The sequence below is a fragment of the Nonomuraea sp. NPDC049637 genome (genome assembly GCF_040675235.1).
Classification (GTDB): domain Bacteria; phylum Actinomycetota; class Actinomycetes; order Streptosporangiales; family Streptosporangiaceae; genus Nonomuraea.
Genome location: NZ_JBFAOM010000080.1, coordinates 1 through 26,637, shown reverse-complemented (window position 1 = coordinate 26,637; position 26,637 = coordinate 1). Strand labels below are relative to the sequence as shown.

The 26,637-nt window shown below is 72.2% G+C and carries 31 protein-coding genes; 25 read left to right on the top strand and 6 right to left on the bottom strand.

What is annotated here, in order from left to right:
• Window positions 1–192 precede the first annotated feature (192 nt).
• The 9 genes from hisD to hisF are packed head-to-tail and all read left to right on the top strand — an operon-like array spanning window position 193 to window position 6,197.
• Complete coding sequence (gene hisD, locus AB0J71_RS48075; RefSeq protein WP_352326345.1) at window positions 193–1,509, top strand: histidinol dehydrogenase; 1,317 nt, start codon at window positions 193–195, stop codon at window positions 1,507–1,509.
• Window positions 1,506–2,594: a histidinol-phosphate transaminase gene (locus AB0J71_RS48070; protein ID WP_352326346.1), complete on the top strand. Its 1,089-nt coding sequence runs from the start codon at window positions 1,506–1,508 to the stop codon at window positions 2,592–2,594. The genes hisD and AB0J71_RS48070 overlap by 4 nt, the downstream gene beginning before the upstream one ends.
• A complete protein-coding gene (gene hisB / locus AB0J71_RS48065) occupies window positions 2,591–3,184 on the top strand; it encodes an imidazoleglycerol-phosphate dehydratase HisB (protein ID WP_352326348.1) in 594 nt (197 codons plus the stop codon). Before AB0J71_RS48070 ends, hisB begins: the two co-directional genes overlap by 4 nt.
• Window positions 3,181–3,336, top strand: a complete 156-nt coding sequence (locus AB0J71_RS48060; protein ID WP_352326349.1) for a hypothetical protein — start codon at window positions 3,181–3,183, stop codon at window positions 3,334–3,336. Before hisB ends, AB0J71_RS48060 begins: the two co-directional genes overlap by 4 nt.
• Window positions 3,333–3,968 (top strand): imidazole glycerol phosphate synthase subunit HisH, encoded by a 636-nt coding sequence (gene hisH, locus AB0J71_RS48055; RefSeq protein WP_364421014.1) that lies wholly within the window; start codon window positions 3,333–3,335, stop codon window positions 3,966–3,968. The genes AB0J71_RS48060 and hisH overlap by 4 nt, the downstream gene beginning before the upstream one ends.
• The gene (locus tag AB0J71_RS48050; RefSeq protein ID WP_352326351.1) at window positions 3,965–4,294 is read left to right on the top strand and encodes a hypothetical protein; all 330 of its coding nucleotides are present in this window, start codon (window positions 3,965–3,967) and stop codon (window positions 4,292–4,294) included. Before hisH ends, AB0J71_RS48050 begins: the two co-directional genes overlap by 4 nt.
• Window positions 4,295–5,017, top strand: a complete 723-nt coding sequence (gene priA, locus AB0J71_RS48045) for a bifunctional 1-(5-phosphoribosyl)-5-((5-phosphoribosylamino)methylideneamino)imidazole-4-carboxamide isomerase/phosphoribosylanthranilate isomerase PriA (RefSeq protein WP_352326353.1) — start codon at window positions 4,295–4,297, stop codon at window positions 5,015–5,017.
• A gap of 32 nt (window positions 5,018–5,049) precedes the next feature.
• Complete coding sequence (locus tag AB0J71_RS48040; RefSeq protein WP_352326354.1) at window positions 5,050–5,439, top strand: Rid family hydrolase; 390 nt, start codon at window positions 5,050–5,052, stop codon at window positions 5,437–5,439.
• Window positions 5,436–6,197 (top strand): imidazole glycerol phosphate synthase subunit HisF, encoded by a 762-nt coding sequence (gene hisF / locus AB0J71_RS48035; protein ID WP_352326355.1) that lies wholly within the window; start codon window positions 5,436–5,438, stop codon window positions 6,195–6,197. The genes AB0J71_RS48040 and hisF overlap by 4 nt, the downstream gene beginning before the upstream one ends.
• A gap of 207 nt (window positions 6,198–6,404) precedes the next feature.
• On the opposite strand, the gene AB0J71_RS48030 is transcribed toward hisF, so the two are convergent.
• The 3 genes from AB0J71_RS48030 to AB0J71_RS48020 all read right to left on the bottom strand — a co-directional run bounded on the left by AB0J71_RS48030 (window position 6,405) and on the right by AB0J71_RS48020 (window position 8,813).
• Window positions 6,405–7,766 carry a glutamine synthetase family protein gene (locus AB0J71_RS48030; RefSeq protein WP_364421012.1) on the bottom strand — a complete coding sequence of 454 codons (1,362 nt, stop codon included), beginning with the start codon at window positions 7,764–7,766 and terminating at the stop codon, window positions 6,405–6,407.
• A gap of 62 nt (window positions 7,767–7,828) precedes the next feature.
• Window positions 7,829–7,990, bottom strand: a complete 162-nt coding sequence (locus tag AB0J71_RS48025; protein ID WP_185844438.1) for a hypothetical protein — start codon at window positions 7,988–7,990, stop codon at window positions 7,829–7,831.
• Window positions 7,991–8,153: 163 nt separating this feature from the next.
• Window positions 8,154–8,813, bottom strand: coding sequence for a TIGR03085 family metal-binding protein (locus AB0J71_RS48020; protein WP_352326357.1), 660 nt, complete (start codon window positions 8,811–8,813; stop codon window positions 8,154–8,156).
• A gap of 117 nt (window positions 8,814–8,930) precedes the next feature.
• On the opposite strand from AB0J71_RS48020, the gene AB0J71_RS48015 reads away from it, so the two are divergent.
• Window positions 8,931–10,733: an ABC transporter ATP-binding protein gene (locus tag AB0J71_RS48015; protein WP_364421016.1), complete on the top strand. Its 1,803-nt coding sequence runs from the start codon at window positions 8,931–8,933 to the stop codon at window positions 10,731–10,733.
• Window positions 10,730–12,508, top strand: a complete 1,779-nt coding sequence (locus AB0J71_RS48010) for an ABC transporter ATP-binding protein (RefSeq protein ID WP_352326359.1) — start codon at window positions 10,730–10,732, stop codon at window positions 12,506–12,508. The genes AB0J71_RS48015 and AB0J71_RS48010 overlap by 4 nt, the downstream gene beginning before the upstream one ends.
• A gap of 10 nt (window positions 12,509–12,518) precedes the next feature.
• Here the strand turns inward: AB0J71_RS48010 and AB0J71_RS48005 are convergent, their stop codons facing one another.
• Both AB0J71_RS48005 and AB0J71_RS48000 read right to left on the bottom strand, forming a co-directional pair.
• A complete protein-coding gene (locus AB0J71_RS48005) occupies window positions 12,519–12,908 on the bottom strand; it encodes an ATP-binding protein (protein ID WP_352326361.1) in 390 nt (129 codons plus the stop codon).
• Window positions 12,901–13,737 (bottom strand): MEDS domain-containing protein, encoded by an 837-nt coding sequence (locus AB0J71_RS48000; RefSeq protein WP_352326362.1) that lies wholly within the window; start codon window positions 13,735–13,737, stop codon window positions 12,901–12,903. Before AB0J71_RS48000 ends, AB0J71_RS48005 begins: the two co-directional genes overlap by 8 nt.
• A 141-nt stretch (window positions 13,738–13,878) precedes the next feature.
• Here AB0J71_RS48000 and AB0J71_RS47995 point away from each other — a divergent pair, with 141 nt between their 5' ends.
• From AB0J71_RS47995 to trpA, 9 genes are all read left to right on the top strand, one after another.
• A complete protein-coding gene (locus tag AB0J71_RS47995) occupies window positions 13,879–14,253 on the top strand; it encodes an STAS domain-containing protein (protein WP_352326364.1) in 375 nt (124 codons plus the stop codon).
• Window positions 14,254–14,261: 8 nt separating this feature from the next.
• Complete coding sequence (gene hisI, locus AB0J71_RS47990) at window positions 14,262–14,597, top strand: phosphoribosyl-AMP cyclohydrolase (RefSeq protein WP_352326366.1); 336 nt, start codon at window positions 14,262–14,264, stop codon at window positions 14,595–14,597.
• A gap of 10 nt (window positions 14,598–14,607) precedes the next feature.
• Window positions 14,608–15,252 (top strand): TIGR02234 family membrane protein, encoded by a 645-nt coding sequence (locus tag AB0J71_RS47985; RefSeq protein ID WP_352326367.1) that lies wholly within the window; start codon window positions 14,608–14,610, stop codon window positions 15,250–15,252.
• A 107-nt stretch (window positions 15,253–15,359) separates the two neighbouring features.
• Window positions 15,360–16,004, top strand: coding sequence for a DUF4190 domain-containing protein (locus AB0J71_RS47980; protein WP_364421010.1), 645 nt, complete (start codon window positions 15,360–15,362; stop codon window positions 16,002–16,004).
• A gap of 144 nt (window positions 16,005–16,148) precedes the next feature.
• Window positions 16,149–16,721, top strand: a complete 573-nt coding sequence (locus AB0J71_RS47975; protein WP_364421009.1) for a CD225/dispanin family protein — start codon at window positions 16,149–16,151, stop codon at window positions 16,719–16,721.
• Window positions 16,722–16,741: 20 nt separating this feature from the next.
• Window positions 16,742–17,173, top strand: coding sequence for a DUF2752 domain-containing protein (locus AB0J71_RS47970; RefSeq protein WP_352331286.1), 432 nt, complete (start codon window positions 16,742–16,744; stop codon window positions 17,171–17,173).
• Between the two features lie 119 nt (window positions 17,174–17,292).
• Window positions 17,293–18,132 (top strand): indole-3-glycerol phosphate synthase TrpC, encoded by an 840-nt coding sequence (trpC, locus tag AB0J71_RS47965; RefSeq protein WP_125630391.1) that lies wholly within the window; start codon window positions 17,293–17,295, stop codon window positions 18,130–18,132.
• A gap of 38 nt (window positions 18,133–18,170) precedes the next feature.
• On the top strand, window positions 18,171–19,376 hold the full coding sequence (gene trpB / locus AB0J71_RS47960; protein WP_364390904.1) for a tryptophan synthase subunit beta: 1,206 nt from the start codon (window positions 18,171–18,173) through the stop codon (window positions 19,374–19,376).
• 85 nt (window positions 19,377–19,461) lie between these two features.
• Window positions 19,462–20,256 carry a tryptophan synthase subunit alpha gene (gene trpA, locus AB0J71_RS47955; protein ID WP_352331346.1) on the top strand — a complete coding sequence of 265 codons (795 nt, stop codon included), beginning with the start codon at window positions 19,462–19,464 and terminating at the stop codon, window positions 20,254–20,256.
• 87 nt (window positions 20,257–20,343) lie between these two features.
• Here the strand turns inward: trpA and AB0J71_RS47950 are convergent, their stop codons facing one another.
• Complete coding sequence (locus AB0J71_RS47950; RefSeq protein ID WP_364421006.1) at window positions 20,344–22,071, bottom strand: beta-galactosidase family protein; 1,728 nt, start codon at window positions 22,069–22,071, stop codon at window positions 20,344–20,346.
• A gap of 106 nt (window positions 22,072–22,177) precedes the next feature.
• Here AB0J71_RS47950 and AB0J71_RS47945 point away from each other — a divergent pair, with 106 nt between their 5' ends.
• From AB0J71_RS47945 to AB0J71_RS47925, 5 genes are all read left to right on the top strand, one after another.
• Entirely contained in the window at window positions 22,178–23,017 is an 840-nt protein-coding gene (locus tag AB0J71_RS47945) for a helix-turn-helix transcriptional regulator (protein WP_352329685.1), read from the top strand.
• Window positions 23,018–23,161: 144 nt separating this feature from the next.
• Entirely contained in the window at window positions 23,162–23,671 is a 510-nt protein-coding gene (locus tag AB0J71_RS47940; RefSeq protein WP_352329684.1) for a MauE/DoxX family redox-associated membrane protein, read from the top strand.
• On the top strand, window positions 23,643–24,407 hold the full coding sequence (locus AB0J71_RS47935) for a thioredoxin domain-containing protein (protein ID WP_352329682.1): 765 nt from the start codon (window positions 23,643–23,645) through the stop codon (window positions 24,405–24,407). The genes AB0J71_RS47940 and AB0J71_RS47935 overlap by 29 nt, the downstream gene beginning before the upstream one ends.
• 27 nt (window positions 24,408–24,434) lie before the next feature.
• Entirely contained in the window at window positions 24,435–25,451 is a 1,017-nt protein-coding gene (lgt, locus tag AB0J71_RS47930) for a prolipoprotein diacylglyceryl transferase (protein WP_352329680.1), read from the top strand.
• Entirely contained in the window at window positions 25,448–26,152 is a 705-nt protein-coding gene (locus tag AB0J71_RS47925; protein ID WP_352329678.1) for a VIT1/CCC1 transporter family protein, read from the top strand. The genes lgt and AB0J71_RS47925 overlap by 4 nt, the downstream gene beginning before the upstream one ends.
• The last annotated feature ends 485 nt before the right edge of the window (window positions 26,153–26,637 follow it).

Here is a 26,637-nt window from a genome sequence, read left to right as displayed (position 1 = left end):
CCGACCGACGAGCTGAGCTGCGGGATGACCAGCGCCCCGAGCGTGTCCACCAGCCCGGCCTGGCTGAACATCAGGAACGTCGGGATCACGGTGAGGCGAACGCCGCGCTCGCGGCCCCCGTAACGTGTCCAACCTGCGTCCCGCATTCTGGACAGAAGCGGATGCGGGGCCCGGACTCCGTAGACTGTCAGGGTGATTTCCCGTATTGACATGCGCGGTTCCCTTCCTGCGGACCTGCGCGACGTGCTGCCCCGCGCCGAGCTCGACGTCGAGGCCGCCCTGGAGAAGGTGCGGCCCATCTGCGACGACGTGCGCCATCGCGGGGCGGCAGCCGTACGGGAGCTGACCGCCAGGTTCGACGGTGTCGAGATCGCCTCCGCCCGCGTGCCCGCCGACGCCGTCCGGCGGGCGCTCGACGAGCTCGACCCCCGGGTCAGGGCCGCGCTGGAGGAGTCGATCAGGCGGGCCCGGCTGGTCCACCGCGACCAGCGCCGCTCCGACGTCACCACGCAGGTCGTGCCCGGCGGCACGGTGACCGAGCGCTGGGTGCCGGTCGACCGCGTGGGCCTCTACGTGCCCGGCGGCCGTGCCGTCTATCCCTCCAGCGTGGTCATGAACGTCGTCCCGGCCCAGGAGGCGGGCGTCGCCTCGCTGGCCGTCACCAGCCCGGCCCAGAAGGAGTTCGGCGGGCTGCCCCACCCCACCATCCTGGCCGCGTGCGCGCTGCTCGGCGTCGACGAGGTCTACTCCGTGGGCGGGGCGCAGGCCGTGGCCATGTTCGCCTACGGCACCGAGGAGTGCCCGCCCGCGACCATGGTGACCGGCCCCGGCAACATCTGGGTCGCCGCCGCCAAGCGCCTGCTCAAGGGCCGCATCGGCATCGACTCCGAGGCCGGCCCCACCGAGATCGCCATCCTGGCCGACGAGACCGCCGACCCGGTGCACGTCGCCGCCGACCTGATCAGCCAGGCCGAGCACGACACGATCGCCGCCGCCGTCCTGGTCACCACCAGCCTCGAGCTGGCCGAGGCGGTCGAGAAGGAGCTGCCGGGCCAGGTCTCGGCCACCCGCCACTCCGAGCGCATCACCGAGGCGCTGGGCGGCCGGCAGTCGGGCATCGTGCTGGTCTCCTCGATCGACGACGGCATCAAGGTCGTCGACGCGTACGCGGCCGAGCACCTGGAGATCCACACCGCCGGCGCGGCCGAGGTCGCGGCCCGCGTCCGCAACGCCGGAGCGATCTTCGTCGGCACCTACGCGCCGGTCTCGCTCGGCGACTACCTCGCCGGTTCCAACCACGTGCTGCCCACCGGCGGCTGCGCCTGCCACTCCAGCGGCCTGTCGGTGCAGTCGTTCCTGCGTGGCATCCACGTCGTCGACTACACCCGCGACGCGCTGGCCCGCGCGGCGGCCCACGTGTCGGTGCTGGCCGACGCCGAAGACCTGCCGGCGCACGGCGCCGCGATCCGCGCCCGCTTCGACTGGCGAGTCCCCACGGAGACCGAGTGAACGCGTCCGACGACCTGACCCTCGCCGACCTGCCGATCCGCGACGACCTGAAGGGCCGCTCGCCCTACGGCGCGCCGCAGATCGACGTGCCGGTCCGGCTCAACACCAACGAGAACCCCTATCCGCCCTCGCCCGCGCTGGTCGCCGACCTGGCGCGGGCCGTGGCCGCGAACGCGGGCGAGCTCAACCGCTACCCCGACCGCGACGCCACCGAGCTGCGCGCCGACCTGGCCGCCTACCTGGGCCACGGGCTGAGCCCCGAGCAGGTGTGGGCGGCCAACGGCTCCAACGAGGTGCTCCAGCAGATCCTGCAGGCCTTCGGCGGCCACGGGCGCACCGCCATCGGGTTCGAGCCGTCGTACTCGATGCACCCGATCCTCACCACCGGCACCAGCACCGAGTGGATCAGCGCCGTCCGCGAGGACGACTTCTCCCTCGACCCCGGCAAGGCCGTCGCGGCGATCGAGGAGCACCGGCCCGACATCGTCTTCCTGGCCTCGCCCAACAACCCGACCGGCACCGCGCAGCCGCTGTCGACGATCGAGGCCGTGCTGGCCGCCGCGCCGGGCGTGGTGGTGATCGACGAGGCCTACGCCGAGTTCGCCCGCCAGGGCACTCCGTCGGCGCTCACGCTGCTGCCGCGCCACCCGAGGCTGATCGTCACCCGCACGATGTCCAAGGCGTTCGCCATGGCCGGCACCCGCCTCGGCTACCTGGCCGCGCACCCGGCCGTGGTGCAGGCGCTGCTGCTGGTGCGGCTGCCGTACCACCTGTCCACGCTCACCCAGACGGCCGCCCGGGTCGCGCTGCGCCACCGCGCCGAGCTGCTCGGCACGGTCGACGCGCTGCGCGCCGAGCGCGACGCCACGGTCGCGTGGCTGCGCGGCAAGGGGCTGTCGGTGGCCGACTCCGACGCCAACTTCGTGCTGTTCGGGCGGTTCCCCGACCGGCGCAAGGTGTGGGAGGGGCTGCTGGCGCGCGGTGTGCTCATCCGCGAGGTGGGCCCGCCAGAATGGCTGCGTGTGTCGATCGGCACCGGCGAGGAGATGGCGGCCTTCCGCGCCGCGATGGAGGAGGTTCTGTGAGTCGCGTAGGGCGCGTGGAGCGGGCAACGAAGGAGACCTCGGTGCTGGTCGAGGTGGGCCTCGACGGCACCGGGCTGGTCGACGTCTCGACCGGGGTGGGCTTCTTCGACCACATGCTGGCCCAGCTCGGCAAGCACGGTCTGTTCGACCTGACCGTCAAGACCGAGGGCGACCTGCACATCGACTCCCACCACACGATCGAGGACACCGCGCTCGCGCTGGGCGCGGCCTTCCGCCAGGCGCTGGGCGACAAGTCCGGCATCCGGCGGTTCGGCAGTGCGTCGTGCCCGCTGGACGAGTCGCTGGCCCAGGTCACGGTCGACCTGTCCGGGCGGCCGTACCTCGTGCACACCGAGCCCGCGGGCATGGCCCCGATGATCGGCCCCGACTACGACACGACGATGACCCGGCACATCCTGGAGTCGCTGGTGGCCCAGGCGGCCATCTGCCTGCACGTGCACGTCCCGTACGGGCGCAACGCCCACCACATCGTCGAGGCCCAGTTCAAGGCGCTGGCCAGGGCGATGCGCGAGGCGTCCGAGCTCGACCCGCGCGCCTCGGGCGTGCCGAGCACCAAGGGCGTGCTATGACCGACAACCTCATCGCGGGCGTGATGGTGTTCCTCGGGCTGTTCCTCGCCGGAGGCGTGTTCTCGCTGGCCAAGCAGGGGCTCAAGGTGGGCGCGGCGTGCTGCGCGCTCGGCGCGGCGATGGCGATCACGGCGGGGGTGTTGTGGTGGTGAGCAAGAACATCGTGGTGCTCGACTACGGCTCGGGCAACCTGCGCTCGGCCGAGCGGGCCCTGGCCAGGGTGGGCGCGGACGTCACCGTGACCGCCGACTTCGACGCGGCGCTCGACGCCGACGGGCTGGTCGTGCCGGGCGTCGGCGCGTTCGCGGCCTGCATGGCCGGGCTCAAGGGCGTGCACGGCGACCGGGTCATCGGCCGCCGCCTGGCCGGCGGGCGTCCAGTGCTGGGCATCTGCGTCGGCATGCAGATCCTGTTCGCGCGGGGCGTCGAGCACGGCGTCGAGACCGAGGGCTGCGGCGAGTGGCCGGGCACGGTCGAGCGGCTGGAGGCGCCCGTGCTGCCGCACATGGGGTGGAACACGGTCAAGGCGCCCGCTGACAGCGTGCTGTTCGCCGGGCTCGACGCCGACACCCGTTTCTACTTCGTGCACTCCTACGGCGTGCGCGAGTGGGAGCTGCAGCCGGCCGACCCCGGTTTCGCCGCGCCCGTGGTCACCTGGGCCGAGCACGGCGTGCCGTTCGTGGCCGCCGCCGAGAACGGCCCGCTCATGGCCACCCAGTTCCACCCGGAGAAGTCCGGCGACGCCGGAGCCGCCCTGCTGAGGAACTGGCTAGAGACGGTATGAGCAAGGAGCGGGCGCGCCGGCGGGCCGAGCGGGAGGCCGGGCGGGCGCGCGCGATCCGGCTCAACGAGGAGCGGCAGGCGCGCCGCGCCCGGCGCCGCGCCCTGACCGCCCGCCTGATCCCGCGCCCGGTGAGGTTCGCCCGGCAGGGCGGCCTGATCGCCCGCCGCCATCGCGCCCAGAACGTCGCGGTGGCGCTCGGCTTCCTGATCGTGCAGGCGATCGTGTGGCTGGTCTGGGGCTCGCCGGCGGTGAGCCTCGCCGTGTTCGTCTTCTCCCTGCTGCTCGCACCTGTTGTCGTGACCCTCGCTTTCGACCGGAGGACCTGAATGTCGCTCGTATTGCTTCCCGCCGTGGACGTCGCCGATGGCCAGGCCGTACGCCTCGTCCAGGGTGAGGCCGGGACCGAGACCGGCTTCGGCGAGCCGCTCGCCGCGGCACTGGCCTGGCAGGAGGCGGGCGCCGAGTGGATCCATCTGGTCGACCTCGACGCCGCGTTCGGCAGGGGCTCCAACAAGGAGCTGATCAGCGAGGTGATCGGCAAGCTCGACGTCAAGGTCGAGCTGTCCGGCGGCATCCGTGACGACGAGTCGCTGGCCGCCGCCCTGGCCACCGGATGCCGCCGGGTCAACATCGGCACCGCCGCCCTGGAGAACCCCGACTGGTGCCGGAAGATCATCGCCGAGCACGGCGACCGGATCGCGGTGGGCCTCGACGTGCGCGGCACCACGCTGGCCGCCCGCGGCTGGACGAAGGAGGGCGGCGACCTGTGGGAGGTGCTCGACCGCCTGGAGGCCGACGGCTGCCCCCGCTACGTCGTCACCGACGTGACCAAGGACGGCATGCTGCAGGGTCCCAACCTCGACCTCTACCGGCGGATCTGCGCACACACCGACAAGCCCGTGATCGCCAGTGGCGGCGTGTCCAGTCTTGACGACCTGGTGGCACTGGCTTCTCTCGTCCCGGACGGAGTGGAGGGAGCCATCGTGGGCAGGGCCCTGTACGCTCACGCGTTCACTCTTGAGGACGCGCTGGCCGCGGTACGCGTTTAGCTTCGCCGGGAGGGGGCGGAATGAGCGTCAGCATGGAAAGCACCGGTCCGAGGGTGTTTTCGGGCGGCATCTGGGAGGAGAAGTACGGCTACGCCCGCGCCGTGGTCGTGGGCGAGCGCGTGATCGTCTCCGGGTGCACGGCCACGATCGACGGCGAGGTGCGCCACGTCGGCGACGCCTACCGGCAGAGCCTGACCGCCATCGACATCGCGCTCGACGCCGTCGAGGTCGGCGGCCTGACCCGCGAGGACGTCGTCATGGTCCGCTACTACGTGGTGGAGCAGCGCCACTTCGACCTCGTCGGCCGGGCCATCTACGAAGTCTTCGGGCACGTGCGGCCCGCCTGCACAGGAGTGAGGGTCGCCGGGCTGGTGGACCCTCGAATGCTGGTCGAGATCGAAATCGAGGCACTGCGAGCATGACCGTAGCGGTAAGAGTGATCCCCTGTCTCGACGTCGACGCCGGACGGGTCGTCAAGGGCGTCAACTTCGAGAACATGCGCGACGCGGGAGATCCGGTCGAGCTGGCCAGGCGCTACGACGAGGAGGGCGCCGACGAGCTGACCTTCCTCGACATCACCGCCTCCTCGGGCGAGCGGGAGACCATGCTCGACGTGGTGCGCAGGACCGCCGAGCAGGTGTTCATCCCGCTCACCGTGGGCGGCGGCGTGCGCGCGGTCGACGACGTCAACCGGCTGCTGCGGGCCGGGGCCGACAAGGTGTCCCTGAACACCGCGGCCATCGCCAGGCCCGAGCTGCTGACCGAGGCGTCGCGGCGGTTCGGCGCGCAGTGCGTGGTGCTGTCGGTCGACGCCCGCCGGGCGCCGGGCATGCCCAGCGGGTTCGAGGTCACCACCCACGGCGGCCGGCGCGGCACCGGCATCGACGCGGTGGAGTGGTCGGCGCGCGGCGAGGAGCTGGGCGTCGGCGAGATCCTGCTCAACTCCATGGACGGCGACGGCACCCTCGACGGCTACGACCTGGAGCTGCTGCACGCGGTGCGCGCCGCGGTGCGGGTGCCGGTGATCGCCAGCGGCGGGGCCGGCCGGCTGGAGGACTTCCCGCCGGCGATCGCGGCCGGGGCCGACGCCGTGCTGGCCGCCAGCGTGTTCCACTTCGGCACGCTGAAGATCGGCGACGTCAAGGAGACGCTGCGGATGGCGGGCCACCCGGTCCGCTGAGAGCACCCGATCCGTTCTCGAGGTCACCCGGTCCGCTGGGGCCGCCCGATCCGTTCTCGAGGTCACCCGGTCCGCTGGGGCCGCCCGATCCGTTCTCGAGGTCACCCGGTCCGCTGGGGCCGCCCGGTCGGTTGCGGTCCCCGGTCCGTTGAGGCCGCTCGCCGGCCCCGCCCGCGCGGGGTCGGCGGCGCTGGGGCCGGCAGGCGGTCAGAACACGCGCATGTGGTGGAAGAGCTCGTAGGAGGCGTCCTTGGCGGCGAACGAGGCCGCCTCCGAACGTTTGACCGCCAGGTACGCGCTGCGCCGCAACGGCCCGAGCGCCTCCATGAGCACCTCGTCGGCCTCCAGCGCGTCGAGCGCCTCCTCCAGGGAGCCGGGCAGGCGGGGGTAGCGGTCCGGCATGGTGTCGGGATCGATGTCCACGGCCTCGCCCGGGTCGAGCTTGCGGCGGACGCCGTCGAGCCCTGCGTGGATGACCGCGCCGAGCGACAGGTACGGGTTGGCCGAGGAGTCCGACGGCTTCAGCTCCAGGTTCGGCTCGCCGCTCTCGCCCAGCGGCGAGCACACGCGCACGGCCGCCTCCCGGTTGTCGGGGCCGTAGACCGCGTAGGCGCTGGACCACATGCGGGGTGCGAGCCGGCGGAAGCTGTTGACGCTGCCGCAGGTCAGGGCGGTCAGGCCGGGCAGGTGGGCGAGCAGGCCGCCGATGAAGTGCGCGCGTTCCGCGCCGTCCTCGGCGAACAGGTTCTGGGTGTCGCGCCACAGCGACAGGTGCAGGTGGGCGCCGTTGCCGGCCTGGTCGGCCAGCGGCTTGGGGGCCAGCGAGGCCCACATCGACATGCGCATCGCCACGCCGCGCACGGTCTCCCGGTAGAGCACGTGGTTGTCGGCGGCGCGCAGCGCGGGCGCGTGGCGCACCGACAGCTCCTGCTGGCCGGGGCCGAGCTCGGGGTGGTAGTGCTCGACGCGCAGGCCCTGGGTCTCCAGCGCGCGCATGAGCTTGATCGTGTAGTCGTGCGCGGTGTCGAAGCCCGTGCCGGCATAGCAGAGAGAGTCGTCGAGCGGCACCAGCCGGTCGGGGCCGCCATTGGGGTCGGGCAGGCGGCGGCCGAGCGTGAACTCGGGCTCGAAGGCCGCCTCGATCCGGTAGCCGTCGCCGGCCAGCTCCGCCACGGCGTCCTTGAGGAACGTGCGGGCGCAGGCCTCCCACGGTGAGCCGTCGGGCCGGCGCAGGTCCGACAGCATCGCGGCGGCGCCCGGCGCATGGGGCAACGGGACGAACGTGGCCGGGTCGGGGACAATGCGAACCTCGCCCACCGGACCCAGGTGCTCGACCTCCTGGAGCTGGTCGAGCATGTTCATCGCCATCATGGCCACGGTGTGCCCGATGCCCGAGTTGAGCCGTTCGGCCAACCGGGACCGGGACGCCGCCTTGCCACGGACCACGCCACCGTGGTCGGCGTACAGGAAACGGATCAGCTCGATGCCCTCAAGCTCTGCCCGTTCGAGGACGCGCCGGGCCTGCGGATCGAGCTGATTGATCTTGTTGCCGCTGGGGCGATCTCTCATCCTGCCTGCGTAACACGATCTGTCAGCGCGTGGAAGCACCTAGCGCGGACAGAACGCGAACATCAGGTCAGAACATTCGTAAAGAAGACCGCCAATTGGTTGGCTCCTTGGACAATTCCGTCAAACACGCCGTTGACCGCGGCCGCCGCCTGGGCCGGCCGGGTGAACAGGTAGAAGACCACGAACGCCACCAGAACGTACGTAGCCACCTTCTTGACCTGCATGGGGGGCCTCCTGCAGTCCATTCCCAGCCGTATATACCCGGATCTGGGCGATCACGGTCATCTTCTGTGAAGATGTCCAAGATCCTAACCGGGGGGCTTCTTTCCTGTGCCATCGTACGGGCTGGAGGTTTAAGACGAGGGGTTTCTGGGCCGAGGGTTTCGGTCAGAATCCGAGCCGGGCTTCGGTTGCCCGGCTCACCGCCGCGTCGTCGCCGGTCAGCTCCACCCTGGCGTGCTCCTGCCGGCCGAAGCAGAACAGCAGCAGCTCCTGGGCCGTGCCGGTGACCTGAACCTTGGCGCCCTCCCGCGCCCCGCCGAGCGCCACCCCGCCGCCTGCCGCACCGCCGCCTGCCGCACCGCCTCCCGCGCGGCGCAGCACCAGGCGCACCGGCGAGCGGCGCAGCATGAGCCGGGCGCCCGCCGACACCCGCTTCCAGATGAGCTCGTCGAGGTCGGCCGGCAGCTCGCGCGGCTCCCATCCGGGCTGGGCGCGGCGCACGTCCTCGTGGTGGACGAAGAACTCCAGGGTGTTGACCGCGGTGTCCAGGAAGGGCAGCAGCCCGTAGACGCCGCCGGGCCGCCGCACGATGCCCACCAGCTCGGGGTAGGGGTGTCTGGCCTTCAGGCCGTTCTGGACCGAGGCGGTGTAGCCCGCCAGCGCGCTGATCGCGATGCCGCCCATGGCGTCCGGCCGGCGCTCGCGCAGCACGAGGTGGGCGGCCAGGTCGTAGGTGGTCCACCCCTCGCACAGGGTGGGCGCGTCGGGGCCGAGCCGGTCGAACAGGTCGCAGAGCGCGGTGCGTTCGCCACGAGCGTGAGTCACCCCGCCAAGCCTACCTGTGGGAATAAGGAGATGATCGGTCGTGATAGGGACATAGATAGAAATATCGACGTTTGAAGGGAAAAACACGGAGTGGCGAGCAAGGTCACCTCGGCCGTCATGCGTCAAGGGCTGCGTGTCCTTGGGGTGGCCATTCGCACGGAGAGAGCCGTGTTCGCGATGGCCGCGCTGGCCAGCGCGGTCTACGGCGGCATGACCGTCGCCTCGGCCTGGGCACTGGGCTGGGCGACGCAGAACGTGGTGCTGCCCGCCTTCGATCAGGGCCGGACCTCCGCCGGCGCCCTGTGGACGGGAGCGCTGCTGATCATCGGCACCGCCCTGCTCAAGGCGATCGGCGTGGCGGGACGGCGCATCCTGGCCGGCGTCGTGCAGTACCGCATGCAGGCCAGGTCGCGCAGGGACGTGACCAAGCAGTACCTGCGGCTGCCGCTGTCCTGGCACCACCGGCACCCGACCGGGCAACTGCTGTCCAACGCCAGCGCGGACGCCGAGGCCGCCTGGGCGCCGCTCGCGCCGCTGCCGATGGCCGTCGGCGTGCTGGTCATGCTGTTCACCGCGGCCGTCGCCATGCTGTTCACCGACCTCGTGCTCGCGCTGGTGGGCTTCCTGATCTTCCCGGCCATCGCCGTGCTGAACCTGGTCTACCAGCGCAGGCTCAGCCCCCTGGCCACCCGCGCCCAGCAGCTGCGCGCCGAGGTGAGCGAGATCGCGCACGAGAGCTTCGACGGCGCGCTGGTCATCAAGACCCTCGGCCGCGAGGAACTGGAGACCGACCGGTTCCGCCGCCGCGCCCACGAGCTGCGCGACGCCAACATCGCCGTCGGCCGGGTGCGCGGGCTGTTCGACCCCATGCTGGAGGCGCTGCCCACGATCGGCGTGCTCGCCGTGCTGGGGGTCGGCGCGCTGCGCCTGTCCACCGGCTCGATCGACTCCGGCGACCTGGTGCAGGTCGCCTACCTGTTCACGCTGCTGGCCTTCCCGATCAGGGCGCTGGGCTGGGTGCTGGCCGAGCTGCCGCGCAGCGTCGTCGGCTGGCAGCGGGTGCAGGCCGTGCTCGACGCCGACGGCTCCATGGACTACGGCGACACGCCCGTGGCCTCGTCCGGGCCCGCCGAGCTGAAGGTGGCCGGCGTGTCCTACGCCTACGGCCAGGCCGAGGTGCTGCACGACGTCACCTTCGACGTGCCGCCCGGCCGTACCGTGGCCCTGGTGGGGCCGACCGGGTCGGGCAAGTCGACGCTGGTCCAGCTCCTGGTCCGGCTCGTCGACCCCGACTCCGGGCAGGTGCTGCTCGACGGCGTCGACGTGCGCGACCTGCCCCACGGCGCCATCGCCGGCTCGGCCGCGCTGGTGCCGCAGCAGACGTTCCTGTTCGACGACACCGTACGCGGCAACGTCGCCCTCGGCCTGGACGCCGGCGACGAGGACGTGTGGGCGGCGCTGCGCCTGGCCCAGGCCGACGGTTTCGTCGGCCGCCTGGGCGACGGGCTCGACACCCGCGTCGGCGAGCGCGGCGCGTCGCTGTCCGGCGGTCAGCGCCAGCGCATCGCGCTGGCCCGCGCGGTGGTCCGCCGCCCGCGCCTGCTCATCCTCGACGACGCCACCTCCAGCGTGGACCCCCAGGTCGAGGCCAAGATCCTGCACGGGCTGCGCGACAGCGCGGAGGCCTCCACCGTCGTGGTCGTCGCCTACCGGATGGCCACCATCGCCCTGGCCGACGAGGTGGTCTACCTCGACCACGGCCGGGTCGAGGACCGCGGGACCCACGAGGAGCTGCTCGTGCGCTGTCCCGGATACCGCAACCTGGTGACCGCCTACGAGCGCGAGGAGGCCGAACGGGCCGCCATCGACCTGTCGCTGGCCCAGGACGCCGAAGAGGAAGAGGAAGAGGTCAGCGCATGAGCGAGGCGCTCCAGGGCAACGTCGAGCGGTCGGCGCTGGCCACCATCTGGCACGGCCTGTCGCTGACCCCCGAGTTCCGCAAGGGGCTGGCCGGCACGCTCGGGCTGGCCGTCGTGGCGACCATCGGCAAGATCATCGTGCCGATCGCGGTGCAGCAGACGATCGACACCGGCATCAAGAGCGGCACGCCGGACCTGCCGTACATCACCCGGGCCGTCCTGGTGTGCGCCGCGGCCGTGCTGCTGACCGCGCTGGCCGGCTACATCATGAACGTGCGCCTGTACAAGGCCACCGAGTCGTCGCTGGCCAGCCTGCGTGTGCGCGGGTTCCGGCACGTTCACGACCTGTCGGTGCTCACCCAGAACAGCGAGCGGCGCGGCGCGCTGGTCTCGCGGGTCACCAACGACATCGACCAGATCAGCACGTTCATGCAGTGGGGCGGGCTGATGATCATCGTGGCGTTCGGCCAGCTCTTCGTGGCCAGCGTGCTCATGCTGGTCTACTCCTGGCAGCTCACGCTGCTGGTGTGGGTGTGCTTCGTGCCGTTGATGATCGCGCTGCCGCGGTTCCAGCGGCTGTTGTCGCGGGCGTACACGACCGTGCGCGAGCGGACCGGCGACATGCTCGCCGCGGTCAGCGAGTCCGTCGTCGGCGCCGCCGTCATCAGGGCCTACGCCTCCGAGCGGCGTACCGCGGACCGCATCGACAAGGCCGTGGACGCCAACAGGAGCGCGCAGATCAAGGCCCAGACCATCGTCGGCTTCGTCTTCCCGCTGACCGAGATCGTGGCCGCGCTGGCCATCGCCGGGATCGTGCTGCTCGGCGTCCGGCTCGGCGTGTCCGGCGACATCACCGCGGGCAAGCTGGTGGCCTTCCTCTTCCTGGTCACGCTGTTCGTCTCGCCGCTGCAGACCGCCACCGAGGTGCTGAACGAGGCCCAGAACGCGGTCGCCGGGTACCGCCGCATCCTGGGCGTGCTGGACACCCCGCCGGACGTCGCCGACCCCGGCGAGAAGGGCGTGCAGCTGCCCAGGGGCCCGATCTCGGTGGCCTTCGAGAACGTGCACTTCTCCTACCCGGGCGGCCCGCCCGTGCTGCGCGAGGTCTCGCTGGAGATCCCGCCGCGCTCGCGCGTCGCCGTCGTCGGCGAGACCGGGTCGGGCAAGACCACGTTCGCCAAGCTGCTGACCCGGCTCATGGACCCGGTCGGCGGCCGCGTCACGGTGGACGGCCACGACCTGCGCGACGTGCGCTTCTCCTCCCTGCGCGAACGCATCGTCATGGTCCCCCAGGACGGCTTCCTGTTCGACGGCACCCTGGAGGACAACGTCCGGTACGGCAGGCCGCCGGCGACCCGCGAGGAGATCCAGCTCGCGATGACCGAGCTGGGCCTGGCCGACTGGGTCGAGGGCCTGCCCGCGGGCCTGGACACGCCCGTCGGCCAGCGCGGGGAGTCGCTGTCGGCGGGCGAGCGCCAGCTCGTCGCCCTGGCCCGCGCCTACCTCGCCGACCCCGACCTGCTGCTGCTGGACGAGGCCACCTCGGCCGTCGACCCGGCCACCGAGGTGCGCCTGGCCCGCGCGCTGGAGGGCGTCACCCGGGGCCGCACGGCCGTCTCGATCGCCCACCGGCTGTCGACGGCGGAGAACGCCGACGAGGTGCTGGTGTTCGACGCCGGCCGCCTGGTGCAGCGCGGCCCGCACGCCGAGCTGGTCACCCAGCCCGGCGTCTACGCCGACCTGCACGCCTCCTGGGTCTCGGCGGCGCACTCCTGAGCGCGCGTCCCTAGTCGAGGGCGGCGGCGAACGTCACGCTCGTGCCCGCGGGACCGGACACGATCGTGATGTGGTCGCACAACATCCGGGTCAGCCACAGCCCCCGCCCGCGGAACTCCAGCCCCGCGGGCGGGCGCGCCTCGCCCATCCAGCCGGGCGGCAGCCCCGGACCCTGGTCGGTGACCTCGCACCACAGCCGTCCCTCGCCCGACCACAACCGCAGCCGCCCCTGGCCGCCGCCGTGCAGGACCGCGTTGGTGGTGACCTCGTTGACCGCCAGCACGAAGTCCTCCAGCCGCCGGCCGCTCAGCCCCTCGTAGGCGGCCTGCTCGGCCACGGCCCTGCGCAGGAACGTGATGCGCCCGCGCGCGAAGGTCGCCCGGAGCACCTGCCTACCCATCGCCCACCCGGCGGACGACGACGTGCGTGTCGGCCCTGACCAGCCGGAGCACCCGGGCCACCCGCTCGGCGCAGACGACCACGGTCGAGCCGTACGGCCTGGCCGCGGCCGTGACGGTCAGCAGCCTGGCCGAGCCGGCGTCGATGAAGTCGAGGTGGGAGGCGTCGATCACGACCTGGCCCGGCTCCTTCTCCAGCGGCGACAACACCGAGCCGAACGCCGGCCGGTTGGTGAGGTCGACGTCGCCCCACACCCGCAGCCCCGGCGGCGAGGAGGTGCTGGCGAAGCGCAGCAGGGCCTGCTCGGGCGCGATGGGGTGCACCGCGGTGGCCCGCTCGATGGCGTCGAGGGGGAACAGCTCGCGGTCGTACTGGCACACCGCGGCCAGCCAGCGCTCGCCGAACAGCTCGTTGGCGGTGGCCTCGAACGCCGCCTGGGCCTGCGCGTCGCGCGCTCCCCAGGAGGCGTCGATCAGGGCGTAGACGCCGTGCTGGCCGTGCCGGCGCGCCCGGTGGTGGGCGTCGGCCAGGGCGTGCAGCAGGCGGTCGGGGTCGAGGCGGCCGTCGGTGAAGTGCGTGTCGGCGCAGGACAGGATCTCCACCTGCCCGGCCGCCTCGGCGTCGTCGAAGCCCGGGACGAGCGGCGCCAGCCGGCCCCGGGTGCGCTCGGGGGTCTCCGCATGGGTGATGATCACCACCTTGGTCCGGCGGCGCAGCCCGTTGAGTGTGAACTGCCTGGTCGTCGTCATGCGCTCCCGCTCGCCCTCGAACGGCAGGCAGACGTGGTCCCCCAGATCGGGGTCGAGGACCGAGCCCGCGACGTGCACCACGATGTGTCCTCCCTAGCACGCGTCGCCTAGAAATTACCGTGATGCCCGCGATCACGTAACGCGTTCTCGGCAAAACACACCGTCACCCGTTCCGCCGGTGTACGTTTTCGGCGGGGCCGCCCAGGAAGGGTCATGAAAGGCATGGGCGTGAACGTTCTGGAGACGACGCACAGCAGGCACGGGGACATCGTGGTGGTCGCCCTCACGGGCGAGGTCGACGTGGACAACGTCGCCCGGGTCAGGAGGTGCCTGGACGAGGCGGTGGCGGCCGACGGCACGCGGCTGGTGGTCGACCTGACGGGGCTGACCTTCATCGACACCACGGGGCTCGGGGTCCTGGTGCGTCAGCTCGCCGCGTTGCGCGACAGGGACGGCACGATGGCGCTGGTGGCCTCGGACGGCCAGGTGCTGCGGCGGCTGCGCAGGACGAACCTGGCGGCCCTGTTCCCGATCCATGACACCTTGTCGCAGGCGCTGGCCCAGCCGGAGGCGGGAGCACGGGGGAGGGCTGGTTGAATGGCACCATGTCCCTCGACCCCGAGATCGCCGCACGGCTGAAGCGCAACGCGGACGGCCTCGTGCCCGCCATCGCCCAGCAGCACGACACCGGCGAAGTGCTCATGATGGCCTGGATGAACGACGAGGCGCTGCATCTCACGCTCACCACCGGCCGGGCCACCTACTGGTCGCGCAGCCGCGACCGGCTGTGGGTCAAGGGCGACACCTCCGGGCACGTCCAGCACGTCAAGAGCGTGGCCCTCGACTGCGACGGCGACACCATCCTGGTCAAGGTCGACCAGGTCGGCGCCGCGTGCCACACGGGCGACCGCACCTGCTTCGACGCCGGTCTGCTCGGTTAGCGGCTCCGGCATGACGTCTGGCGAGGGTTCCGGCAAGGGCTCCGGGAACGGGCGGCGCGAGTTGTGGGCGTGGCTGGCGCTGACCGTCCTGGGCAGCTGCCTGGTGCTGCTGGCGGCCGGTCAGGTCTGGGTGCGGGTGCTCGGCGCGCAGGCCGCCGACGCGGTCGCGCCGACCGGCGGCGACCTGAGCCCCGTGCTCTCGCCGCTGGGGCTGGCCGGGCTGGCGGGCGTGGTGGCCGTCCTGGCGACCAAGGGCGCCGGGCGCCGGGTCGTCGGCGCGCTGGTGGCGCTCTGCGGCGCGGGCGCGGCGGCGGGCACGTGGGCGGGGCTGGCCTCGGCCACCGTGACCGGCTGGCTGCGCGAGCACAACGCGGTCCGCGCGGTGGCCGGCCTGCCCTGGGAGCCCGTGCCGGGCTGGCCGGTGGTGGCCGGACTCGGCGCGTTCCTGCTCCTGGCCGGCGGCGTGCTGGCCGCGGTGCGCGGCGGCAGGTGGGCGGGCATGTCGTCGCGTTACGACAGGGCGGCTGACGCGACGGGCGAGCGGGCGGGCGAGCGGGCGGGCGCGGTCGCGGCCCGCAGGGGCCATGAGGACCGCGAGTTGTGGGACGCGCTCGACCGCGGCGACGACCCGACGGAGTCCCCGGAACCCCGTTGAGGGCGGTAGTTACGAAATCTCCACGGTTCTGAACCTCTGTCTGCTCGGCAAACGTTTTCTCAATAAGCTGCCGGTGCAACTCGTCAGAAGACAAGAGGAGCCAGCTCATGAGCTACGGGGACCAGGGCGGCAGCGGGGGCCACGGCGGGCAGCCCCCCGGCGGCGGCTACGGCCAGCAGCCGCCCACCGGCGGCGGCTACGGCCAGGGCCCGGGTTACGGCCACCAGCCCCAGAGCGGCGGGGGTTACGGCCAGCAGCCGCAGAGCGGTGGCGGCTACGGCCAGCAGCCGCCCAGCGGCGGCGGTTACGGCTACAACCAGCAGCCGCCGAGCTACCCCCAAGAGCCCCTCGGCTACGGCCAGCAGCCGCAGCCCCCGAGCGGCGGCTACGCCCAGCCCGGCTACGGCCAGCAGACCTACGGGCGGCCGGGCTACGGCCAGCAGGGCTACGGCCAGTACGGCGCCCCGCAGCAGCCCCGCTCCACCAACGGCATGGCGGTGGCCTCGCTCATCCTGGGCATCGTCGGCCTGGTCACCTGCGGCGCGACCAGCATCGTCGGCGTCATCCTCGGCCACATCGCGCTCAACCGCATCAAGCGCACGGGGGAGGAGGGCCAGGGCATGGCGATGGGCGGCCTGGTGACCTCGTACATCATGGTCGTGCTGTTCGTGCTCTTCTGGATCCTGTTCGGCGGGTTCTGGCTGACCCTGATCGGCATCGGCTCGGCGGCCTCCGTCAGCGACTACTCGTGAACGGGCGGGGCGCAGCGTGACGCCCCGCTTGCGGTGTGATTACGAATTGTCCGCAACGTGGGCGTTAGTCCACGTAGGGGATGCTTTATCGCTAGGCTGCCGCGCGCAACTCGCTTCACGCTGACGACATGAGGAGTCACGAGCATGAGTTACGGAAACCAGGGCGACGGCGGTTACGGCGCCCAGCCGCCCGGCGGCGGTTACGGGCAGCAGCCGCCGAGCGGTGGTGGCGGCTACGGCCAGCAGCCGCCCAGCGGCGGTGGTTACGGCGGCGGCTACGGCCAGCAGCCCCCGAGTGGCGGCGGCTATGGTGAGCAGCCCCCCGGTGGCGGTTACGGGCAGCAGCCCCCGAGCGGTGGCGGCTACGGCCCGCCCCCCGGCGGCGGTTACGGGCAGCCGCCCGGTGGCTACCCCGGTGGCGGTTACGGCCCCGGCGGCGGCGGCACCCCGCCGGACAACCAGCTGGTCCCGGCGATCCTCACCACCCTGTTCTGCTGCCTGCCCCTCGGCATCGTGGCCATCGTGAAGTCGTCGCAGGTCAACTCCAAGTGGCAGGTCGGCGACGTCCAGGGCGCCATGCAGGCCGCCGAGGAGGCCAAGACCTGGTGGAAGCGCAGCCTGATCTTCGGCATCATCGCCATCGTCCTGCTCATCATCTTCTACGTGGTGGTGTTCATCCTGCTCGCCGCCTCGACGAGCAGCTACGGCTCGTACTGACGGACGGGGATACTGACAGCATGGACATCGCAACAACCGGGCGGCGGGGGACGGGGCGGCTGAAGGGCCTGCTCGCGCCGCTCGGTGTTGCGGCCGCGGCGGGAGCCGTGTTCGGCGTGGTCGGCGTGGTCGACCCCAACCAGCCCGGCCACTACCCGACCTGCCCGTTCCTGTGGGTCACCGGCCTCTACTGCCCGGGCTGCGGCACGTTGCGCACCATCCACGCGCTGGCCCACCTCGACCCGGTGGCCGCCCTGGGGCTCAATCCGCTGGCCGTCGCCATGATCCCGTTCCTGCTGTTCTGGTGGGGCCGGTGGGTCGTACGGGCATGGCAGGGCAGGCCGCGGCGCACCACTTTGGCCCATCCGGCGTGGCTGTGGGCCTTCCTCGCGGTCGTGATGGTCTACTGGGTCGTCCGAAACCTCCCCTTCGGGGCGTTCCTCGCGCCGTAGTACGGGCCCTGTGGCGAGGTGACCCCGGTGGGGCCGATACCATCGCAGGACAAGGCCGAGAGCGGACGCGAGGCGAACTCTCTGCCACCCCCACTGTCAACCGGAGGGACCTCAAGCGCGTGAGTGAGCGGACGGAAGGACCGAGTGTCCTCGACGACATCCTCGAAGGGGTGCGCGCCGATCTCGCCGCACGTCAGCAGGCCGTGTCGATCGACGAGCTCAAGCGGCGAGCCGAGCGGGCCCAGGGGCCGAGAGACGCGATGGCCGCACTCGGGGGTGACAGGATCTCGGTGATCGCCGAGGTCAAGCGGTCGAGCCCGTCCAAGGGCGCGCTCGCCGCCATCGCCGACCCCGCCGCGCTCGCGGCCGACTACGAGGCCGGCGGCGCCCACGTGATCAGCGTGCTGACCGAGCGGCGCAAGTTCGGGGGCAGCCTGGAGGACCTGGCGGCCGTCCGCGCCCGCGTCGACATCCCCATCCTGCGTAAAGATTTCATCCTCACCTCCTACCAGCTCTGGGAGGCCAGGGCCCACGGCGCCGACCTGGCGCTGCTGATGGTCGTCTGCCTGGAGCAGGAGGCGCTGGTGTCGCTGATCGAGCGGGCCGAGTCCATCGGGCTCACCCCGCTGGTCGAGGTGCACACCGAGGAGGAGCTGGAGCGGGCGGTCGCCGCCGGGGCGCGGGTCATCGGGGTCAACGCGCGTAATTTGAAGACTCTTGAGGTCGACCGCGACGTCTTCGCGAAGCTGGCGCCGAAGATCCCGGATAATGTGATCAAGATCGCCGAGTCGGGCGTGCGCGGCCCGCACGACCTGCTCGCCTACGCCAGGGGTGGCGCCGACGCCGTCCTGGTGGGGGAGAGCCTGGTCACCGGCAAGGATCCGCGCAAGGCCGTGGAGGCGTTGGTGACCGCCGGCGCTCACCCGTCGACGCGCCCCGACCACTCAGCAGAGGGATAGCAGTGGCTAACGAAGGCTCCATCCTCAGCGCCGCCGACCTGGCCGGCGGCGCCGCGTACGGCAACGACCCCGACCTGCACGGCAAGTTCGGCATCTTCGGCGGCCGCTACGTGCCCGAGGCGCTCATCCCCGCGCTCGACGAGGTGGCCGCCGTCTACGACAAGGCCAAAACCGATCCCGAGTTCCTGCGCGAGTTCGACCACCTGCTGCGCACCTACGCCGGCCGGCCGACCACGCTGACCGACGTGCGGCGCTTCAGCCAGGAGGCCGGCGGCGCGCGCATCGTGCTCAAGCGGGAGGACCTCACCCACACCGGCGCCCACAAGATCAACAACGTGCTCGGCCAGGCGCTGCTGACCAGGCGCCTGGGCAAGAAGCGGGTGATCGCCGAGACCGGCGCCGGCCAGCACGGCGTGGCCACGGCCACCGCGGCCGCCCTGCTCGGCCTGGAGTGCGTCATCTACATGGGCGCGGTCGACTGCGAGCGCCAGGCGCTCAACGTGGCCCGGATGAAGCTGCTCGGCGCGACCGTGGTGCCCGTCCACAACGGCTCCAAGACGCTGAAGGACGCCATCAACGAGGCGTTCCGCGACTGGGTGACCAACGTCGACACCACCCACTACCTGTTCGGCACCGTCGCCGGGCCCCACCCGTTCCCCGAGATCGTGCGCGACTTCGCCCGCATCATCGGCGTCGAGGCCCGCCGCCAGATGCAGGAGCTGACCGGCGGGCTGCCCGACGCGGTGTGCGCGGCGGTCGGCGGCGGCAGCAACGCCATCGGCATCTTCCACGCCTTCATCGGCGACGAGAACGTGGCCCTGCACGGCTACGAGGCGGCCGGCCACGGCCTGGAGAGCGGCGAGCACGCGCTCACCCTCACCGCCGGCTCGGTGGGCGTGCTGCACGGCTCACGCACGTACGTGCTCCAGGACGACGAGGGCCAGACGATCGAGTCCCACTCGATCTCGGCCGGCCTCGACTACCCGGGCGTCGGCCCCGAGCACGCCTGGCTGAAGGACTCCGGCCGCGCCACCTACCACGGCGTCACCGACGACGAGGCCATGGCGGCGTTCTCGCTGCTGGCCAGGACCGAGGGCATCATCCCGGCCATCGAGTCCTCCCACGCGCTGGCGGGCGCGCTGAAGCTGGGCCGCGAGCTCGGCCCCGACTCGACGATCCTGGTCAACCTGTCCGGGCGCGGCGACAAGGACATGGGCACCGCCATGAAGTACTTCAACCTCTGACGCCCCCGGCAGCGCGGCGCGGGTGACCGGGAGACGGCCTGCGGCAGGGCATCATGGTGGGACTCGACCTTCGAAACGGACAGACATGACGACTCTTCAGACGGTTTTCGCCAAGGCGAAGGCGGACAACCGGGCCGCGCTCGTCGGCTACCTGCCTGCCGGCTTCCCGTCCAAGGACGGCGCGATCGCCGCCGCCGCGGCCCTGGTCGAGGCGGGCTGCGACGTCATCGAGATCGGCCTGCCCTACTCCGACCCGCTCATGGACGGGCCGACGATCCAGGACGCGGTGCACCGCTCGCTGGTCAACGGCACCCGCATCGCCGATGTGATGCGCACCGTCGAGGGGGTCGCCGCCACGGGGGCCGCCACGCTCGTCATGACGTACTGGAACCCGATCGACCGCTACGGCGCCGACCGGTTCGCCCGTGACCTGGCCAACGCGGGCGGCGTGGGCACGATCACGCCCGACCTGACGCCGGAGGAGTCCGAGCCGTGGCGCACGGCCTCGGCCGAGGCGGGCATCGACACGGTGTTCCTGGTGGCGCCCAGCTCCACGGAGGAGCGCATCAAGGCCGTGGTCGACTGCTGCACCGGCTTCGTCTACGCCGCCTCGCTGATGGGCGTCACAGGCGCCAGGGAGAGCGTGAACTCGGCGGCCGAGGGCCTGGTCAAGCGCACCCGCGCGCACACCGACCTGCCCGTCTGCGTGGGCCTGGGCGTCGGCACGGGCGCGCAGGCGGCCGAGGTGGCCCGCTACGCCGACGGCGTGATCGTGGGGTCGGCGTTCATCCGCCGCATCCTCGACGCGCCCGACGAGGCCGCCGGTCGCGAGTCGATCATGGCGCTGGCCGGCGACATGGCCCGCGGCGTGCGCCGCTGAGCCCTCGCCGGGCCGTCCCAGTCCGTCGCGAAAGGCGCGTCCCCCAGTAGGGGGCGCGCCTTTCGTCATGTCGTGCCGCCGCCGGGGTCAGCCCAGGTCGGGCTCGGTGCGCAGTTCCAGGGCCGGGCCCACCTGGTCGAGCTCCAGGACGACGATCTCGTTCGTCCCGGCGCGCAGCAGCGGGGCCGGGACGTAGAGGGTGCGCTGCGGGCCGCGCTCCCAGTAGCGGCCCAGGCAGAAGCCGTTCACCCAGACGTACCCCTTGCCCCAGCCGGGCAGCGCGAGGAACGTGTCGGCGGGCTCGTCCACCTCCAGGACGAACCGGAAGAACGACCTGGGCCCGGCTTCCGGGCCGCCGGCGAACGGCACCGCGGAGACGTCCGCCAGCGGGATCGGCCGCGCGCTCCACCCGTTCAGGTACTGCTGGTGGTGCAGGACGCCGCCGGTCAGGCCCTTGCTCTCGCCGGTCAGCGGCCCGTAGTTCGTCCGTCCCATCGACTCCACCAGCAGTTCCACCGTGGCGGGGCCGGACACCGTCACCTCCGGCTCCTCGGCGTCGCGCTCGAACACCCCGGCGAGCCGGCCGTCCACGAACACGTGCGCCCGGTCGCGCAGCCCCGGCAGCCGCAGCCGGTACGCGCCGCGCGGCCCCGGCACCTGCGCCCGGTACAGCACCAGCCCGTGCTCCAGCCCCAGTTCCTCGAACGACGGCGGCACCGGCGCGCTCGTCACCGGCCCCGCCACCGCCTCCAGCGCCTCGCCCAGCGACGCCGACTGCACCGGCCGCAACGTCGCCGGCGGCAGCACGGCCGGGACCGGCGGCACCGCCGGCGGCTCGCCCGCGTACCGCGACAACACCTCGCGGAAGCGCCAGAACTTCTCGGTGGGCGCCCCGCGCTCGTCGATCGGCGCGTCGTAGTCGTAGGAGGTGACGGTCGGCCGCCAGTCGCCCATCGCGCGCTCGCCGGCCTGGTTGGCGCCCGCCCAGGTGCCGAAGTTGGTGCCGCCGTGCGCCATGTACAGGTTCACCGACGCGCCGAGTTCGAGTATGCGCTCCAGGACGGCGGCCGCGTCACCGGCGTCCCTGGTCACGTGCTCGTGGCCCCAGTGGTCGAACCAGCCGCACCAGAACTCCATGCAGAACGGCGGGTCGTCCGGCCGGTGCTCGCGCAGCGCGGCGAAGGCCCGGTCGGGATCGGAGCCGAAGTTCACCGTGGCCAGCACGCCCGGCACGGTGCCGCCGGTCAGGTACCAGTCGGCCGGGCCGTCGGAGGTGAACAGGGGCACCTCGACGCCCCTGGCCGCCAGGCCGTCGGCCAGGTGGCGCAGGTAGGTCAGGTCGCTGCCGTAGGAGCCGTACTCGTTCTCCACCTGGACCATGATCACGTTGCCGCCGCGGGTCACCTGCCGCTCGACGACCTGCGGGAGCAGCCGGTCGAAGTAGCGGTCCACGTGGCCCAGGTACTCGGGGTCGCAGGTCCTGATCCGGCCGGTGAGCCAGGCCGGCAGGCCGCCGTTGTCCCATTCGGCGCAGATGTAGGGGCCCGGCCGCACGATCGCCAGCAGCCCCTCCTCGGCCGCCGCGTCCAGGAACGCGCCCAGCTCCTCCATCCGGCGGAACTCGCCCCTGCGCGGCTCGTGCAGGTTCCACGGCACGTACGTCTCGACGGTGTTCAGCCCCATCGCCCGCAACATCGCCAGCCGGTGCCGCCACTGCCCGGGATGCACCCGGAAGTAGTGCATGGCGCCCGACAACACCCTGAACTCCGCGCCGTCGAGCCGGAACACTCCGTTCTCGACCGAGAAAACACCCATAACTCTTCCTCCGATAGGATTTCGCGCCCCGCAACCCTGCCAAGACCGCAGGTCAACGGCCATGGACAAACCCAGACAACCTGTTGGACTCAACCGCGGAGACCGGATGACCCCGCCCTACGGCAAGTGGATGCAGTACCTGACCCCGGGGCCCGCCCATCGCGGGCTCGGCCTGGTGTGCCTCGGCGTCGGGCGCCAGGAGGGGCGGCTGCCCACGGTGGGGCCGCGCACCCTGCAGCACCACGTGGCCGTCCTGGTGACCGCGGGCCGCGGGTGGTTCCGCCAGGGGGAGGGGCCCGTCGTCGACGTCGTCGCGCCCGCCGTCATCTGGCTCCTGCCCGGCGTACGCCACCACTACGCGCCCGACGAGGCCGGCTGGGACGAGTGGTTCGTCGACTTCACCGGCCCCGCCGCCACCGCCTACCAGGACCTCGGCTTCGTGGACGCGGGCAACCCGGTCACCCCGCTCACCACCGCGGAACCGGCCGCCCACGCCATCGGCCGCATCGCCCAGGCGTGCCGCAGGGGAGGCCCGTACCTGGAGGTGGAGACCTCGGCCATCGTGCACGAGGTCCTGGTCGCCCTCAGGCGCGGCCGCGCCGACGAGGACCCCTACGGCGACCCGGTGCTGGCCGGGCTGGCCAGGGACGCCTGCCTGCCGGTGCCGGTCGCCGAGCACGCCAGACGCCTCGGCATGCCGCTCACCGAGCTGCGCCGCGCCGTGCGCCGGCTGGCCGGGTGCAGCCCCAAGGACTACGTGCTGTCCATCAGGCTCAACCGGGCCAAGGACCTGCTGGCCACCACCGACCTGCCGGTCGCCGCCGTGGCCCGGCGCGTCGGCTACGACGACCCGGCCTATTTCACCAGGTTGTTCACCCGCCGCGCCGGTCTGCCGCCGAGCGAATTCCGGGCGCAGCAGTATCGTGGACTTCCTACCATTTCGTGAACGGGACTCTGCCTTAGCCGACGCTTATCCCGAGCGTGATCGGATGATGTCCCGGTACTGTGCGCATTCCCGGCGCAGAGGAAGAGGAGATCACCCGTGGCCGCGTCACAACCGTCACACAACGGCAGATCGGCGATACTGTGGGTGACGACCGTCGCCCGGCTGATCCTGGGGGGCGTGCTGATCGCGGCGGGCGCGCTGAAGATCGGCAATCCGTCCGACTCCGTGGTCGCGGTCAAGGCGTACCAGTTGCTGCCCGAGTCGATCGCCGAGATGGTGGGCTACGTCCTGCCGATCCTGGAGATCGTCGTCGGCGTGCTCCTGGTCGTCGGTCTGCTGACCAGGGTGGCAGCGGTGGTCGCCGCGCTGCTCATGTTCGCCTTCGTGTTCGGCATCGCCTGGGCCTGGGCGCACGGCCTGCGGATCGACTGCGGCTGCTTCGGCGGCGGCGGCCAGCTGGAGACAGGACAGGAGCCGGCCTACCTGCTCGACATCCTGCGCGACTTCGGCCTGGTGCTGCTCGGCGCATGGACGGCCCGCTTCCCGCCGGGACGGTTCGCCCTCGACGGGGCGCTCGGACTGGCGGGTGCCGAGGAGGACACAGGTGACGAAGAGGAGATCGAGGATGAGCAAAGCGCAGCGCACCAAGTCTGACCAGAACATGTCGGCGCGCGAGAAGATCAGGGAACAGCAGGCCGCCGCCCGCGCCCAGGAGAAGCGCAAGAAGGTGGTGACCTACACGACCGCGGCCGTGGTCGCGGTGGCCGCGGTCGGCCTCGGCGCCTGGTACACGATCAGCTCCTCCAAGTCGGAGCAGGCCGGGGCCGAGCTCGCGCCGATCACCCTGCAGCCCGACGGCAGCGCCGTGATGGCCAAGGCGGGCGTGACGCAGCCGGTGGTCGACATCTACGAGGACTTCCAGTGTCCCGTCTGCAAGGAGCTGGAGCGGGTCAGCGGCTCGACCTTCAAGAACCTGGCCGCCGAGGGCAAGGCCAAGGTCGTCTTCCATCCGATCACGATCTTCTCCAGGGAGCCGACGAAGGGCAACTCCGTGCGCGCCGCGGCGGCCGCCCGCTGCGTCGCCGACGGCAAGCAGTGGATGGCCTTCCACGACCTGATCTACAAGAACCAGCCGGCCGAGACCGTCGAGGGGTTCAAGACCGGCCAGCTCGTCGAGTGGGGCAAGGAGGCCGGGGTCACCTCGCCCGATTTCGAGAGTTGCGTCACGTCCCAGAAGCACGCTCCCGCCGTGCTGACGGACAGTGCGAAGATCATGTCGGCGCAGTCGATCGAGGGCACGCCCACCGTGAAGGTCAACGGCACCAGCATCGGCGAGGCGGCGTTCTCGCCGCAGCAACTTCGCGATGCGGTCACGAAGGCCGCCAAGTAGCCGCAGGCTGCGCTACCCTCACCTGACATGCCCCTAGCCTCGATTCCCAGCCCTTCCCAGGGGGTCTGGTATCTCGGAATCATCCCGATCCGGGCCTATGCACTGTGCATCGTGCTCGGCGTCGTCGTCGCCGTCTGGCTGAGCGAGCGGCGCTGGGTCGCCCGCGGCGGCCAGAAGGGGACGATCATCGACATCGCGGTCCCCGCGGTGATCTTCGGTCTGATCGGCGGCCGGCTCTACCACGTCATCACCGACTGGCAGACCTACTTCGGCAGCCGTGCGATCAAGAAGCCGTACCAGGCCCTGTTCATCTGGGAGGGCGGGCTCGGCATCTGGGGCGCGATCGCGCTCGGCGGCGTCGGCGTGTGGTGGGCCGTGCGCAAGCGCGGCATCTCCATGAGCGCCGTCGCCGACACGGTCGCGCCGGGCATCGCCTTCGCGCAGGCCATCGGCCGCTGGGGCAACTGGTTCAACCAGGAGCTCTACGGCGGCCCGACCACGCTGCCGTGGGGCCTGGAGATCGACGTCGACCACGGCGGCGAGCCGGGCGTCCTGTACCACCCGACCTTCCTGTACGAGTCGCTGTGGGACGTCGCGCTCGGCTTCCTGCTCATCCTGGCGGGCAAGCGGTTCGCGCTGCGGCACGGGCGGCTGTTCGCCCTCTACGTCGCCGGCTACACGCTGGGCCGCTTCTGGATCGAGGGCCTGCGCATCGACCCGGTCGGCGGGGTCGACCACGCGGTGACCTTCCTCGGCCTGCGGCTCAACCAGTGGACGTCCATCGTGCTGTTCGTCGGCGCGCTGGTCTACCTCTGGCTGACCAGGAACAAGGACACCGAGGAGCGGGTCGTGCCGCTCGACCTGGCGGTGGATCCGGCGCACGAGAGCGGTCAGGCCGATCCCGGCTCGTCCGACGCGCCGGCCGCCGTGCCGGCCGAGCCAGCCGATCACGGCGAGAACGGCGACGATCGCGACGGCCCCGCCGAACCCTCCGACACCGACGCGGACGACGATGCCGCGGCGAAGGAGAAGAACCCGCGATGACCGGCGGCGCGGAGATCCACCATCGCCATCGCGACGTCAGCGGGGGCTGGTTGCGGCCCTCGGTGTTCGGCGCGATGGACGGCCTGGTGTCGAACTTCGCGCTCATCGCCGGCGTCGCGGGCGGCACCGCCAGCACCAGGGTCGTCGCCCTCAGCGGCGTGGCCGGGCTGGCGGCCGGGGCCCTGTCCATGGCGGGCGGCGAGTACGTCTCCGTGGCCAGCCAGCGCGAGCTGGCCCAGGCCGAGATCGCCGTGGAGCAGCGGGAGCTCGCCGGCAACCCGGAGGCCGAGCTGGCCGAGCTGGCTCAGTCGTTCGTGGACAAGGGGGTGGAGCCCGGCCTCGCCGCGGCGGTGGCCCGGCAGATCTCCCGCAATCCCGAGCGGGCCCTTGAGGTCCACGCCCAGAACGAGCTGGGTGTCGTTCCCGGCGCGCTGCCCTCGCCGAAGGTGGCGGCGGTGTCGTCGTTCCTGTCGTTCAGTGTGGGGGCGGTGCTGCCGCTCCTGCCGTACCTGTTCGGAGTCGAGGGGCTTACCTTGTCGGCCGTGGTGTCGTGCGCGGCGTTGTTCGGGGCGGGCGCGCTGGTGTCCGCCGTGACGGCGCGCAGCTGGTGGTACTCGGGGTTGCGTCAGCTCGTGGTGGGCGCGGTGGCCGCGGGGATCACGTACGGGCTGGGCAACCTGATCGGGGCGTCAGGGCTGTGAGATCGGGACGACGCTCCGGCGACCCCGCCGACAACACCCCGGGCCCGGGCGGCCCCTTCGCCTCCGGCGGCGCTTCCGGCGGGTACGGCGGTGTTCCCGGCGCCTATGACGGTTCCGGCCGTTCCAGCGGGGTTCCCGGCGCTTATGACGGTTCCGGCCGTTCCGGCGCGCCTGGTGCTGCTGCCGGGGCCGGCGACGGGCGAGCCGGCGGTTCGCGTGGCGGGCGTGGCACGGGGTCCGGCAGGGCTCGTCGCCGCTCCGCCGCTCGCGCCGCCGAGGCCGCGGCCTCCGCTGCTCGTGCCGCCGAGGCCGCGGCCCCCCAGCAGCCGGCGACCGGCGGCGACGGCGGACAGGACCTCTGGGCGGCCCGCCGCGCCGCCCGCCCCCAACAGCCCGCCCGCCCCCCGCGGGGCGCCCCCCCCCGCGCCCCCCCCCCCCCCCCCCCCCCCGGGCCCCCCCCCCCCCCCCCCCCCCCCGCCCCCCCC